The organism is Photobacterium sp. TY1-4 (assembly GCF_025398175.1).
In the GTDB taxonomy this organism is placed as follows: Bacteria; Pseudomonadota; Gammaproteobacteria; order Enterobacterales; family Vibrionaceae; genus Photobacterium.
On the sequence record NZ_CP099735.1, the window covers coordinates 1,882,155 to 1,896,231 of the forward strand.

A 14,077-nucleotide genomic window follows, 5' to 3' on the forward strand; every position below is an offset into this window, starting at 1 on the left:
ATTCATCAACAAAAGGAAGAGAGTTATGAGCACGAATCCGAGTGCTGTCCGGTTACCGACCAGCATGGAAGTGGTCGGCCTGATGGCGGGCTTTATTGCCATTATGTTTTTGTTTATCAATGTCCTGTCGCTGCCGATCCAGCTGGCGTTATTTGCCTCCTGGTTCCTGGTGATGGGCCTCGGGTTACGGCTCGGGCAAACCTACCATGCGATGCAAACCGGGTTGATCAAGGGGATCCATAACGGGATGGAAGCGGTGCTGATCCTGATCACCGTTGGTGCCCTGATTGGCTCATGGATTGCCGGCGGGATTGTCCCCAGCATCATTTACTACGGCCTGAACGTGATGAGCCCGAATATCTTTCTGGCCGCAGCGTTCGTGATTTGTGCCATGACCTCGCTGTCGACCGGTACCTCGTTCGGTACGGCAGGGACCGCCGGGATCGCGATGATCGGGATTGGCCACAGCTTCGGGATCCCGCTGCCGCTGGTCGCCGGTGCAGTGATCAGTGGTGCTTATGTCGGCGATAAGATGTCGCCGTTGTCGGATACCACGGTGATGACGGCGTCGCTGTGTAAGGTGGATCTGATCGATCACATTAAATCCATGATGTATGTCAGCGGTCCGGCCTGTGTGATTGCCTTCACGATGTTCCTTTTGGTGGGCTTTTTCTATGTCGACGGCAATGTTGATACCAGCCGTGCGGATGCGGCGATGCTGGCGCTGGAGCAACACTTTACGATTTCCCCTTGGCTGCTGCTGCCTGCGGTGATTGTGATTTTGCTGCTGTCACGCCGGATGCCGTCGATTCCGGTGATCACCTTCGGGGCAGTGCTCGGCATTATCTGTGCCGTGGTCGCGCAGGACATGCCGACCCTGGATGCGGTGCGTACTGTGTATGTCGGCAACGCGATGTCATCTGAGGTCGATTTCCTCAACACCTTGCTCAACCGCGGCGGCATCCTGTCGATGCTGGAAGTGATTGCCCTGATCCTGTTCGCCCTCGGCCTTGGCGGCTTGATGGAGCAAATCGGGATTTTGCAGGTGATTTGTAACCGCTTCCTGACCTGGGCTAACAATGCCGGTCGCCTGACACTGTCGACTTTGCTGGGCGGTTTCTTCGGCAACTTTTTCGGCGGCGCGGCGTATGTCTCGCTGATCACTGCCAGCACGATCACGGAGAAAAACTACGATCAGCAGGGCATCGATCGCCGGGTGTTGTCCCGCAATACCGAAGCCGGCGGCACGGTCACCACGCCGATGGTGCCCTGGTCTGACGGCGGCGTCTTTATGGCAACGACCCTGGGCGTGTCGACCCTCGGTTACCTGCCGTTCCTCTGGTACCACTTCCTGGTCCTCGGAATTTCCCTTTTCTACGGCTACGCCAATATTGCGATTTGGCGGACATCGTCTGTAGCTGACGAAGCCGATTCACTGACGAAAGCCGAAGCGACTTCATAAGTCGGCGGCCATCAAAATATTTCATTTTACTGCGTACATTACATCAGGGCCGGTCAGACGTCCGGCCCGCATTTCAAGGAGAGCGTTATGAAACTCGACGGTATTTTTGTTCCTGTCGTTACCCCGTTTACGGATGACAACCAAGTCAATTTTGAAGCCCTGGGCAAGCTGCTGGACTGGCAAATTGAAGCCGGTGTGGCGGGGATTGTCGCCTGCGGCACCACCGGGGAATATTATGCCTTCAGTGATGAAGAGCGGACGCAGGTCCTGACGTTTATCGCCGAGCATGTCGGAGATCGCGCGCAGCTGATTGCCGGGGTGAACGATACCCACACTCAGGGCTCGATCAACAAAGCGCAGCAGGCCAAAGCGCTGGGCTATCAGGGCCTGATGCTGGCCCCGCCGATTTACTGCCTGCCACAGCAAAGTGAGATCATCACTCACTATCAGACGGTCAGCCGTAAGGTCGGCCTGCCGATCATCATGTATAACTTCCCGGCTCGCTCCGGGGTGGAAATTGAAGTGGATAGCGTGATTGAGCTGAGCCGCGATCCGAACATTGTCGGGATCAAAGAGAGCAGCGGTGACTTCACTCGGGCGCTGTCACTGATCAATGCGGACCTGGATGATTTCGTCGTGGTGTGTGGCTCGGACGATCAGGGCGCGGATTACCTGTTTTGGGGCGTACGCGCCTGGATCGGCGGGGCGGCGAACTACCTGCCGGAAGCCCATGTCCAGATGCTCGATTCTGCCCGTGTCGGTGATTATAACGCCCTACGCGCCATCATGACCAAGTTGCTGCCGGTGATCCAGAATCAGGAATCAGCGGACTATAACCAGAAGGCTAAGCTGGCGCTGATCCATCGCGGCCAGGACGTGGGCCCAATCCGTGCGCCATTGCAGCCGATCAGCCAAACCGATCAGGACGCCTTTCTTCACCTGCTGGATGCGGCACTGCAATAGGAGATCACCATGACAGTAACGTTTACAAAAGCGAAAGAGCAGGTTTTTCAGGCCGCCAAGCAGGGTGAGTTGTTTGCCGGATGTTTGATCCCCGGCTTGTCCGAGGCCGCGTTGGCGGAGATCGGCACGCTGGAGACGTACAGTCCGTATGACGGTCAGGTGATTGGCCGGATCCAAGCAGCAGGTGAGGCGCAAGTAAACGCCGCGGTGACGGCGGCCCGGAGCAGTTTTGAATCCGGTGAGTGGTCAGCGATGCCGCTGGGCGATCGCAAGGCGATTTTGCAGCGCTGGATCGCATTGATGAGCGAACACGCGGAAGAGCTGGCGGCGCTGGATTGTGTCGATGCCGGTAAGCCGATCACCGAATGTCTGAACACCGACATTCCGGAAACCCTCCACACCTTCACCTGGTATACCGAAGCGATCGATAAAGTGTTCGGCCGCATTGCGCCAACCAATACCGATACTCTGGGGCTGATTGTCAAAGAGCCGATTGGCGTTGTCGGGGCCGTCCTGCCCTGGAATTTCCCGGCCCAGATGTTTGCCTGGAAAGTGGCCCCGGCGCTGACGGCGGGCAACTCGGTGGTGGTGAAACCTGCCGAGCAGACCAGCCTCAGTGCCTATCGTATGGTGCAACTGGCACATCAGGCCGGGGTCCCGCAAGGGGCGCTGACTTTGGTGACCGGATTGGGCGAAGCGGTCGGTCAGCCGCTGGGACTGCACCCGGATGTCGATGTGGTGTCGTTTACCGGCAGCACCGAAGTCGGCCGTCTGTTCCTGCAATACTCGGCCCAGAGTAACCTCAAGGAAATCGTGCTGGAGTGCGGCGGCAAGAGTCCGCAGGTGATTTTCGACGATGTTTACAGCCTGGATGAGATTGTCGATGACGTGCTGAATGCTGCGTTCTGGAACATGAGTGAGAACTGCAGCTGTGGCTCGCGCCTGTTGGTTCATACCAGCATCAAAGATGCGCTGCTGGAGAAACTCAAAGCCGGTCTGAGCCAGTGGCAACTGGGGGATCCGCAAGACCCACAGGTCAGCATCGGGCCGATGATTGAGCCGGCGCATTTTGACAAGGTCCGCAGCTACCTTGAGCGTACTCAGGCAGATGGCGCAATGTTGGTTCATGGTGGCGGGACGCCGGAACTCGGCGCAGGGTTGTTTGTCGAGCCGACCATTTTCGACAACGTGACGCCGGACATGGCGTTGTTCTGTGAAGAGGTGTTCGGGCCCATTCTGGCGGTCACCACCTTTGACAGCGAAGCGGAAGCGATCCGTCTGGCGAATGCAGGTAACTACGGCCTGGCGGCATCCCTGTATACGTCCGATATCCGCCGGGCACACCGGGTGTCGCGTCAGCTGAAAGCCGGAACGGTTTCGGTCAACTGCTTCAGCGAAGGGGATATCACCACACCGTTCGGCGGCTATAAGCAGTCCGGGTTTGGTGGCCGGGATAACGGGCTGGAAGCCTTTGATCAGTATCTGCAGACCAAGACCATCTGGTTGCAGAATTAACCCCTGACTGAGCTTGGGATCAGCATCCGGTTCATGATAAGCAGAGCTTCCGCGCCAGGGATGGCGCGGTAGAGCACCACGGATGGTTTCTGCGTTCATGAACTGATTGAAGGCCTGATTGAGTTCTTGTTTTACACTCACGGTGACGGTTTGGTATGTATGGGGTACCAAACCGTTTTTTCATAAGGAAATGAAACATGACCATTGCCATGCAAGATGTGCAATTGACGCTTTCGCACGGGAGCCTGCAAGTTGACCAGTGGGATATTGAACCCAGTCAGCATTGGATGATTTTCTCTGCTTATCAGCATTACGGGTCGCTATTGGGCCAGCTCTTGAGCGGAGAGCGAACTCCTGACGGCGGCGACATAACCGGATTGCCGGAGCGGGTCGGGGTGGTTTCTCTGGCGCAGCAGCAGGCGTTGCTGGACGCGGAGCTGGAGCAGGACGAAACGGATTATATCGACCAGATTGATTATGGTCATTCGGTCGAATACCTGATTGGTGAGTGTTGCCGGGACAGCGCTCAGGTGGAGCAACTGCTGGAGATGCTGGACTTGGTGCACCTGCGCAACAGCGGTTTTCGCCAGCTGTCGACCGGGGAGACCCGACGTCTGATGCTGGCCCGGGCGCTGGCTGTCGATCCTCAGTTGCTGGTGCTCGATGATCCTTATGTCGGGCTGGATATAGCCCACCAGGAAAAGCTCTCCGCCTTACTGAGCAGTCTCTCCGAGCTGATGACGCTGATTTTGATCACTGCGCGCGAATCCCATATTCCCGATTGCATCACCCATATCGCGATGTTCAGTGAAACGTCCGCCACAGAGCGGGCGGGAAATGCTGGCGTGATGGCATTAAGCCCGGGGATGACGGTCGATGAATTCACCTCGCATCCGGTGCTGCGTCAGCTCGAAGCACTGTCGGCTGAGCGCAGTGATGCGGTGATGGCACTGATCCGCGAGCGTCAGCAACTTTTCCAACAGGCAAATCAGACGCAACTGACGCACGCTCTGTCTCAAGAACAGCCACAACAGGGGCATACGCCGCTGGTGGCAATCCGTGACGGCAAAGTTGAGTATTTTGACCGGCTGATCTTCGACAAGGTGAACTGGCAGATTTTGCCGGGGCAGCACTGGCAGATCCGCGGGCCGAATGGCTGTGGTAAAAGTACCTTATTGGCGCTGATCTTAGGTGATCATCCGCAATGTTATGCCAATGACATGACGGTACTGGGTTATCAGCGCGGCAGCGGTGAGAGCATCTGGGATATCAAGCGCCGGATCGGGGTGGTGTCATCCTCACTGCATATGCAGTATCGCGTCAGTTGCAGCGCGCTGGAAGTGCTGTTATCCGGTTTTTATGACTCTATTGGCCTTTACGATCAGCCGTCGAAAACTCAGGTGCAGCAAGCCCGTGAGTGGCTGGCGATTCTGGCAATGGCGGATGAAGAACGCACCCCTTTTCGCGCCCTGGATTACGGCCAGCAGCGGTTATTGCTGATTGGGCGGGCCCTCATCAAACAGCCGGCGCTGTTGATCCTCGATGAACCCTACCAGGGACTGGACTTCGTCAACCGTAAGCTGGTGTATCAGGTGCTCAATATGATCGCCGAAGAGCAGCTCAGCCAGCTGTTGTATGTGTCCCACCATCCGGAAGATAGCCTGTCGGCTATTCGTAATTACGTTGATTTTGTCCCCGAAGGTGAAGGGTATGCAGTGGTGGTTTCCGGCTGAGTCAGTCTGAGTCTTTGAAAGACTGAATTGTCGGATTGGTGATCGAATGAACTGAAATAGAAGTGCTTTGTGATTATGGTGTGCTGAATTTCTGGTGAAGCCGTGCATGAAGTGGTCAACGGATCTTCGCTGGCACTGAGAGATGAGAAGCAACATGAAGCAAAAATTACGTCAGTTGATTGAGTCCGTTCCCGAGTTGATGGAAACCGCGCAGGTATGCCGGGAGCTTGGTTTGCCAAACTTCTATATCGCCGGTGGAGCCATTACCCAGCTCATCTGGAATATCGCCAGGTGCCAGTCCGGCACCTGGCTGTGGATCATGAATCGTATTCCCGTGAATCGACATGTCGATCGTGGAGGATGCCGTAAAGTATTCAACGAACTCGAACAGCATCCCCTGCGCTTTGAGATCATCGGCGCTTTGGGGAAATTCAGAAAGCGACGGATAAACACCTTTGAAGCTAATTGGCCTGCCGACTAAATTTAGGTTTTCGGATGGCGATGACAATCAGGATGAGAATCAACAGGATATTCACGCCACCGAATATTGCTTCATTCATCAGGGCTGCTTCAAACCCCTGTTCGTCTTTGCCGAGCAGTTCAACGGAGCTTTGAATCGCCGGATACACAAAGAAAAAAGTGTTGAGCAGAATTCCCACGAAACCGATGAGTTTGATTTGGATCCAGCGCGCGCGCGGGATACCGCTCAGTAACACGCCGGTAAGTCCAGTGATACACATGGCGATAATCGTCAGATAAGTGGTGCTTTGAAGCACCCATTGGCGGTTCAGTGCGAGTGCCATCTGATTGGATTCCGGTACCAGCTCTCCCAGAAAGATATAGGTTGCAATACTGCCGAGAAAAATACACAGGCTGACGAGATGAATGGTTTTGAGGATCGATCGCAACATAAGTTCTCCGTAACGTATTTAAGTGGTTAGCGCGCTAACCTTTTGGTTAAAAAATTATCGCATGTTCATCAGAATTCTTTTCAAGAATACCTTCAGCTGTTCCGCTTCTTCCGATGTAAATTCTTTCAATGCTTTCTGATTAACCGAAATGGCTAAGTCGGGCAGCTCCAGCATCAATGTCCGTGCCGACTCCGTTAAATAGACTTTGATCATTCTTTGATCGGCGGCATCCCGTTCTTTGGTGATTAAGCCTTTATCGTGTAGCCGCTTGATCACCCCGGACATGGTTGGCTTATCGAAAAAAAGTGACTTGCCGATATCACTAATTACCTGGCCGTCTTGTTCGGTTAAACGTGCTAACACGGACCATTGAGCCGGAGTCAGGTTATAAGGGCGGAGTAAGTTTTCGAGAGAATACTTCATCTCTCCGGCGGCTTTGTTCAGCAGAAAGCCAACGCTTGCATCTAGTTTCATGGTTGAAGGTTAGTGCGCTAATTAAATTTCTACAACTGGTGGTGTCGAATATGTGACTGTAATCACTCAATGAAATTGGCTTAGAACCTTAACTCGATTGCCTGACGATAAATGATCATGTGCGTCAGAAACCGTTGAACAGAAGGTTTTGTCATGTCGAATCATCATGTTGTGATGGGCCAATCGTTGAAACCTTGCACCATAGCTGAATGACCTGCTCGGGACATGGGTGAGTTCCGGTTGACTGCTGTTTGCTCTGCTTGTGAGTAGGTCTGGGTTTTTCTCTGCGATTATGAGCTAACGCACTGAATGTACATGTTTTGTATCATATCTTGTGCAGCAATGAAGGTGGCGTTGCGTGTCCGAAAGCAGAATGTCCACTGTCCTGTTACGTTTGATGGAGTGAATAATGGAAGATCATAGTGTGGATACGGTAGAGAGTGATCATCTCGATTCGTTGGCGTTGGCGACAAAATGGTCACGGGTTGGTGCCTCCATAATTGATGGATTTTTGATTAGTATTGTCACTTTGCCGATTGCTTATCTGATGGGTGGTTTTGATGGTTTGAACCAAGAGCCTCCGGTGCAGATGTCCTATGAGTTACAAATTTTGTTGTTGGTCCTAGGCTTGTTATTTTACGCGGCGGTTAACTGGAAGCTGTTAGAAAGCAATGGCCAGTCCATCGGGAAAAAAGTACTGAACATTCGTATCGTTTATCTCAATGACGAGCAAGCAAGCAGAACCGACATTCTGGTTAAGCGCTACTTACCCTATCTATTATTTTCCTATATTCCGTTCATCGGGCCATTGGTGAGCTTGATTAACTTGCTCTTTATTTTTGGAAAGCAGCGTCGTTGCCTGCATGATCGTATTGCAGGTACGAAAGTTGTAAAAGCATGACTTGAATTAACAGTTGTTTGAAGAAAATAGAGCGTATTTAATAGCGACCAGAAGCTTAGCGGCTATTGACGGCTTGTCACTGGGCGTCTGGTTCCTGTTTCGGAATCCCAATACTCACCGTCAGCTGTAATGGCTGTGGCTGGCTAAACTGCAGGGTATATTGATTTTGCCGACAGATGTTGTCGATGATCGACAGTCCGAGTCCGAAGCGCTTGCTACTGGTTCTTGAGGCATCAAGCTGAAACAGTGGCCGGGTGATTTTCGAGAGCTGCTCGTCACTGATCGGCTGAGTCAGCTGATTGGTGATGTCCAATTGGTACTGTTGGGAAACCCGCCGCCACCGGATATCGACGACACTGGCGTCGGGGCTGTAGAACAGGGCGTTATCGAGTAAGTTGCTCAGAATGGTTTCTAAACTGAAGCGATCCGCCAGGAAAAACTCATGGGTTTCGCACTCAAGATGCAACCGCCGGGTAATATCGGGATATTTGAACGTTAAATCAAGCTGCGTCTGATCCAGTAAATCGTTAATTGAGAGCGGCTCCAGGTCGACGTTCAATGCCAGTGATGATGTCCGTTGTAACAGCAGCAAATTTTCAACAATAGCCTTCATGCGCTTCGCAATGGCCAGGATATCGTGCTGGTAGGTTTTGCTGATGCGCTCATCATCCGGATAACGGATATACACCTCACTTAAGGCGATCATTTCCGCCAGCGGCGTCTTGAGTTCGTGGGCGATATCACCGGTGATGCGTTTTTCGTTTTGGATCAGCTCGCGATTACTGCGAATGAAGGCATTGAGCTCACGCCGGATCGGCTCAATTTCTTCCACCCGAGTTTCCGGCTCAGGCAGGGCATCGACGGTCTTCTCGTTGTGTTCCAGATAGCGGAAGCTTTTCAGATCCTGATTCAGTTGCTCAAGGGGCTTGAGGCCACTGTGGATCAACACGATGGTGATATAGCGCATCAAGGCCATGGCAAACAGGAAGCAGCCAATCAGGAGTCCGTCGACGATCCACAGGAGTCGGTTGAGTCCTTGTGCCGACTCATAAATCGTCAGCGACACCGGGATCAGCTCGCCTTGTTCACTCCTCGGCACAAAGGTGGATAAGGAAGCACGGCCCAGCTCGCCATTGGGTAGGGTGACTTCCACGACCTTGTCGGTTCCCAATGGCAGTTTGGGATGAATTAAGTCGCCGTCCGGGTAGGGGGCCATTGTTGCTGAACGTTTGAGGGTCTGATTGTGCTGCCAGAACTGGAAAAAATGCGGATCTTCATCGCTTTGATATTCCGGCATAAATTGCTCATCAAAATCAAAGATTACTTGGTTATCTTTAATGATGACCTGGGATTTCAGATAGTTGGCTTTATTCAGCATTGATTGTTCAAACTGCTTTTCAACCCAATCATCCAGTCCGAGATCGACCGAGAGAAAGACGATGAATAAGATGGTGCCGAAAACGAGCGAGACCGAATTGACCAGATTGCGCTGAATGGAAGCAAACGGGCTGCCTTTGAGCAGCAGGGTGAAGGGGAGCTTGGCGGGCATGGCCTGTTCGCCTGCATTACTGTTTCTGTGCCACATAACCAAATCCCCGTTTGTTTTTTACTGGTAAGATGCCGTCAAAAGCGCGGACTTTTCGACGAATGGCTGAGATGTGCGCCTCAATCGTATTCTTTGATAAAAAGTCGAAATTACCGACAACGGCTTCGCTGATCTGCTCAACGTTGACGACCCGATTGGGGGCGCTGAACAGGCATTGCAGGATCCTGAACTCATTCGGGGTCAGCTCAATCTCCCGGGCCTGGTAAGAGAAGGTTTTTTCCGCGACATTGAGGCAGAATTCTCCCACTCTCAGGCACTGGTCGATATGCTCCAATTGACCCCGCCGCATGATGGTCAGCACCCGGGCGTGCAGTTCTTCAAACGAGAAGGGTTTGGTCAGATAATCATCGGCCCCTTGCAGCAGCCCTTCCACGCGATCCCGGGTTTCTGTTTTGGCGGATAAAATCAGGACCCGGGTTTGCTTCTTTTGCTGTCGCAGCGCATTGAGGATTTCCATGCCGCTGACATTGGGTAGCATCAAATCAAGAATCATGACGTCATAGTGATTGTTGAGCGCCATGCTCAGCCCGTGTGAGCCATCGCCGGTATCATCGGTGGTAAATCCTAAATGATTCAACCCGACCACCAGGCTACGACGCAGGGGTTCGGAGTCTTCGATAATCAGTAGTTTCATGGTCTCACCCTCTCAAATGTACGCAATATAAAGCATACGCCAGTTTGTGTTGAACGTTGACGGGTTTGGCAGGGTCTGGAGAGGCGGCGCTCCGACCTCGCGCAATAATGCGTGAGTCAAAAGCGGGCCTCCCCAGGCCCGGTGGGCAACAGCCCATCCACTTATGGCTGATACCAGCCTTTCTCATAAGCCAAACTGCCGAAGTTGGCGTAGGCGTGTGCTTCTTTGGTCAGCCGGGCATCCGTTTGGGTCGGAACCAGGTTTTCGCTGTCCAGCAGGAAGGTTTGCGGCGTTTTATGCGGCTGGAAAACAATCGCTTTCCCGGCTTTTAAATAGGCGAAGTTTTTATCATATTGCAACATTGCCCGCGGCTGATCGGCCTTTAGCGGCTGGGTAAAGTCATTGCCCAGCATCGGATGCTCGCCAGAAGCGCCGATGAAAGAGAGCAGCGTCGGTCCTAAATCGATCTGGCTGGCCAGGCGATTTTCGACTTTATGGGGGACATCCTGGCCAAAAATGACGGCCGGGATGCGAAAATGCCGGACCGGTACCAGGCTTGAGCCATGGACCCGGGAGTCATGGTCGGCGACGACAACAAACACCGTATCTTTCCAGTAATTGGACTGTTTGGCTTTGCGGATAAACTGCCCCAGCGCATAGTCCGAGTATTTCGCGGCGTTGTTACGCGTCTGCTTCGGACTGTCGTAAGGCGTGATTTTGCCATCCGGGTATTCGAACGGAGAGTGGTTCGACGAAGTAAAGACTAAGCTAAAGAACGGCTTGCCTTTTTCTTGCAACTGGGTGAACTCTTTGTCGGCCTGATCGTACAGGTCTTCATCGGAAGCACCCCAGGACCCGGTGAAGTCGACTTTGTCAAAGTCAGCCCCTTCGACGATGTCTTGAAACCCATTGCCCAAAAAGAAGCTTTTCATGTTATCGAAATGGCTTTCGCCACCGTACACGAATTGGGTGTGATAGCCTTGCTGGGCAAGAAATCCGGCCAGGGTAAAGAAATTTTGCTGCGATTTCCCGAGCTTGACCACTGAGCGTGCGGCGGTCGGCGTGAAACCGGTCACCACGGCCTCAATCCCCCGAACTGAACGGGTGCCGGTCGCGTACATTTGGGTAAAGTTCCACCCTTCATCCATCAGCTGATCAAGATTCGGCGTGAGCGGCAGGCCACCCAGTTTGCCGACGTAACGTGCCCCCAGGCTTTCTTGTAAAAGGATGACCAGGTTCTTTTTGCGCTGCGGAAATGGGCTGGTGTGCATCGTTTTCGTCGGCGCCAGCGGGTCGCCATAGTCCGCCTGCGAATCTTGCAGGGTCCGGCGCACTTCACTCAGCAGGGTTTGCGTGTCCATCGGGCCGTAGTAGTCAGCGCTCGACATTTCATTCTTCAATTGCTTGTTGGCGAATGCGACGGAGTAGGCTGAGTTCAGGCTTAAATCATTCAGTAAGTGGTCATTGGAAAATGCAACCAAGGCCGGGTTGATCGGCCGGTGACCCAGGGTTCCGCGCGCGCCGAGCACCAACAGGCAAACCAGCAGCAATTGCAAGGTGATCTGCGACCAGAATGTTCCTTTGACCGCCGGGCGCCAGAGCCGGTTATACGCCAGTACCAGGGATTTGCCGGCCAGCCCCAAGACGAGCAGCGTGGTGACCATTTCCAGCTTATAACCGCCGAACAGCATCGAAAACACTTCTTTGGGGTAGATTAAGTAATCGATAAACAGTCGGTTGGGACGCAGGTCGTACTCAAGAATAAACGTGGGGGTGATGAGCTCGAAGAACAGCAGCAGTAAACTGCCGGCGACAAGATAGATCTTCAGCGGCAACCGCAGCAACCGGGTTTGATGAAGCAGGGTTGCGATGATCACCATCAGCAGCGCTGGGGCAAATAAATAGCCCAGGGCTGAGAAATCAATTCGTAATCCTCCGAGAAAGATCTGCTCGTAATCATTGACGGTAAAAACGCGCTCACTTTGCCAAATTGACAGCATGAAACGTGACAGGCTGAGGATCAATAAATCGATCAGCACAAAGCTGAGCAGGGGAAGCAGCGGTCCCAATTTGGTTTTGACACGTTGGCTGGTTGGTACGGTGATTACCTGATCCACAGGACAACTCCCCACACCAGGCACAGGCCGATGAAACTGAACATCACTAACGCAGAGCCGATATTTTTGGCAATGCCGGACAGCGGGTGGTATTCCAGACTGATGCGATCGACCACCGCTTCAATGGCGGTATTGACCATCTCGGCGAACAGAACAAACAGCATGGAGAGTAGCAGCAACAAGGTATGCAGTGCGGGCAGATCGAGCCAGAAGGCGAACACGGTCAGCGGCAGGAATAGCAGCAGTTCTTGCTGAAATGCGGTTTCGTGGGTACACAGCCACTTAAAACCGTTATAACTATGGACAAAAGTGTACAGGACACGACGAATGCCAGTCCGTTTGACGAGAATTTCTTGTTGCATGTTTCGGGTACTCTGTGGTCAGCGCATTAATAAACGGATAAAAAAATTGGCGCATCATACCATCAAAAAAATGCTTTGATAGTTCAATCAGAGCAAGGGTGACTGAGAAAACTTAAGATTCGCTTAAGAAACCCTGAGCGTTTACTGAGATGACCCGTTCGCAGGGCCGGAGGGTCTTGGAATTGTGGGAAATATTGGCAGGCGCGGATCATGTGTTCGCCGACCTGCCGTGCGGTTTTTGGAAGATAATCGCTCAGCTTCCGCCAGAGTGAAGGTGCCGGTACCAAGGTGCCAATACCACGGTGCTAGTACCAAGGTGCCAATACGAAGACCACTGCGCAGGCCAGCGGGTGGTGGCTGGTTATGCCTGGAAGTCTTGTGGCAGGATCTTTGCTTCGACCAGGGCGTTGAGGCGTTCGGCACATTTGCGCTGCAAGTGATCCCTGAGCAACCGCATCGCCGGGGTGATCGACTGTCGACTCGGGCAGATCAACCACAGTTCGGTGACTCGCGGCCGGAACTGCGACATGACGTTGACTACACGCCCGGACAGCAAATCATCCGCCATATCGAGGCAGGATTTCACGGCAATGCCTTTCCCCGCCACACACCAGCGCCGCACCAAATCGCCGTCATTCGACACCCGATCGCCGCTCATTTTGATTTTGAATTGCTGATCATCGCGGGTAAATGTCCAGGTATCGTGGGGAATATCCTGCAGTTGATAGAACAGGCCGTTATGCGACACCAGATCCTGGGGATGCTTCGGTTGACCCTGTTGCGCCAGATAAGCCGGGGTGGCACACAGCAAGGTCGGGACATGGCAGATCTGAAAGCCATACAGACCGGCATCGCTCGGCGAGCCGTAGCGCAGTGCCATATCCACGGAATCGCGGTAGAAATCAATATTGCTGTCGCTGATATTCACCCGCAGGCTCAGCCCCGGGTGCTCCGTCATAAACTCATCGACCCAGGGGAGCAGGCAATTGCGGCCCAGGTCCGACGAAACGGCAATACGCAGTTCGCCTTCGATCGTTCCCTGATCGGCGCGGATGTTTTGCCGTGCCTGCTCCAGCATCTGCAATGCCTGCTCACATTGCGGGAGATACTTTTCTCCGGCAGTCGATAATCTGAGCTGTCGCGTGGTGCGCACAAATAGCTCTCCCCCAAGGGACTGCTCGACGCGTTTGACTGCGGCGCTGGCGGTTGCGGTGCGAATGCCTAAGCTGTTCGCTGCAGCGGTAATACTGCGAAACTCGGCCACCTTGAGCACGACTTTCAGATCTTCAATCATCATATTTTCAAAAAATTATTGATAATGTTTCATAGATTAGGCTGTTTATCGCAGTGTAATAAAAAGCCATACTGACTGCCAGTTCAACGTCCCTGAGGGGCGCAC

General features: G+C 53.2%; 13 protein-coding genes. 6 read left to right on the top strand and 7 right to left on the bottom strand.

The genetic code is table 11. From position 1 onward, the window contains the following. Nucleotides 1-25 precede the first annotated feature (25 nt). The 5 genes from nhaC (at nt 26) to NH461_RS25125 (ending at nt 6,154) form a co-directional block, all read left to right on the top strand. The gene (gene nhaC / locus NH461_RS25105) at nt 26-1,462 is read left to right on the top strand and encodes a Na+/H+ antiporter NhaC (protein ID WP_261603675.1); all 1,437 of its coding nucleotides are present in this window, start codon (nt 26-28) and stop codon (nt 1,460-1,462) included. A gap of 87 nt (nt 1,463-1,549) precedes the next feature. Beyond that, entirely contained in the window at nt 1,550-2,425 is an 876-nt protein-coding gene (dapA, locus tag NH461_RS25110; protein WP_261603676.1) for a 4-hydroxy-tetrahydrodipicolinate synthase, read from the top strand. Between the two features lie 9 nt (nt 2,426-2,434). Continuing rightward, nucleotides 2,435-3,940, top strand: a complete 1,506-nt coding sequence (locus NH461_RS25115; protein WP_261603677.1) for an aldehyde dehydrogenase — start codon at nt 2,435-2,437, stop codon at nt 3,938-3,940. Between the two features lie 197 nt (nt 3,941-4,137). Then, a complete protein-coding gene (locus NH461_RS25120; RefSeq protein WP_261603678.1) occupies nt 4,138-5,673 on the top strand; it encodes an ATP-binding cassette domain-containing protein in 1,536 nt (511 codons plus the stop codon). A 154-nt stretch (nt 5,674-5,827) separates the two neighbouring features. Beyond that, a complete protein-coding gene (locus NH461_RS25125; RefSeq protein WP_261604644.1) occupies nt 5,828-6,154 on the top strand; it encodes a hypothetical protein in 327 nt (108 codons plus the stop codon). On the opposite strand, the gene NH461_RS25130 is transcribed toward NH461_RS25125, so the two are convergent. Both NH461_RS25130 and NH461_RS25135 read right to left on the bottom strand, forming a co-directional pair. Then, complete coding sequence (locus NH461_RS25130) at nt 6,135-6,584, bottom strand: hypothetical protein (protein ID WP_261603679.1); 450 nt, start codon at nt 6,582-6,584, stop codon at nt 6,135-6,137. The genes NH461_RS25125 and NH461_RS25130 overlap by 20 nt on opposite strands. Before the next feature lie 54 nt (nt 6,585-6,638). Beyond that, entirely contained in the window at nt 6,639-7,058 is a 420-nt protein-coding gene (locus NH461_RS25135; protein ID WP_261603680.1) for a MarR family winged helix-turn-helix transcriptional regulator, read from the bottom strand. Between the two features lie 409 nt (nt 7,059-7,467). Here NH461_RS25135 and NH461_RS25140 point away from each other — a divergent pair, with 409 nt between their 5' ends. Beyond that, nucleotides 7,468-7,959, top strand: a complete 492-nt coding sequence (locus NH461_RS25140) for an RDD family protein (RefSeq protein WP_261603681.1) — start codon at nt 7,468-7,470, stop codon at nt 7,957-7,959. Between the two features lie 76 nt (nt 7,960-8,035). On the opposite strand, the gene NH461_RS25145 is transcribed toward NH461_RS25140, so the two are convergent. The 5 genes from NH461_RS25145 to NH461_RS25165 all read right to left on the bottom strand — a co-directional run bounded on the left by NH461_RS25145 (nt 8,036) and on the right by NH461_RS25165 (nt 13,975). Then, a complete protein-coding gene (locus NH461_RS25145; RefSeq protein WP_261603682.1) occupies nt 8,036-9,544 on the bottom strand; it encodes a sensor histidine kinase in 1,509 nt (502 codons plus the stop codon). After that, complete coding sequence (locus NH461_RS25150; RefSeq protein WP_261603683.1) at nt 9,525-10,199, bottom strand: response regulator transcription factor; 675 nt, start codon at nt 10,197-10,199, stop codon at nt 9,525-9,527. The genes NH461_RS25145 and NH461_RS25150 overlap by 20 nt, the downstream gene beginning before the upstream one ends. Nucleotides 10,200-10,360: 161 nt before the next feature. Further along, nucleotides 10,361-12,316: an LTA synthase family protein gene (locus tag NH461_RS25155; protein WP_261603684.1), complete on the bottom strand. Its 1,956-nt coding sequence runs from the start codon at nt 12,314-12,316 to the stop codon at nt 10,361-10,363. Continuing rightward, a complete protein-coding gene (locus tag NH461_RS25160; protein ID WP_261603685.1) occupies nt 12,304-12,678 on the bottom strand; it encodes a diacylglycerol kinase in 375 nt (124 codons plus the stop codon). Before NH461_RS25160 ends, NH461_RS25155 begins: the two co-directional genes overlap by 13 nt. Nucleotides 12,679-13,039: 361 nt before the next feature. Beyond that, entirely contained in the window at nt 13,040-13,975 is a 936-nt protein-coding gene (locus NH461_RS25165; protein WP_261603686.1) for a LysR family transcriptional regulator, read from the bottom strand. Nucleotides 13,976-14,077: the final 102 nt, after the last annotated feature.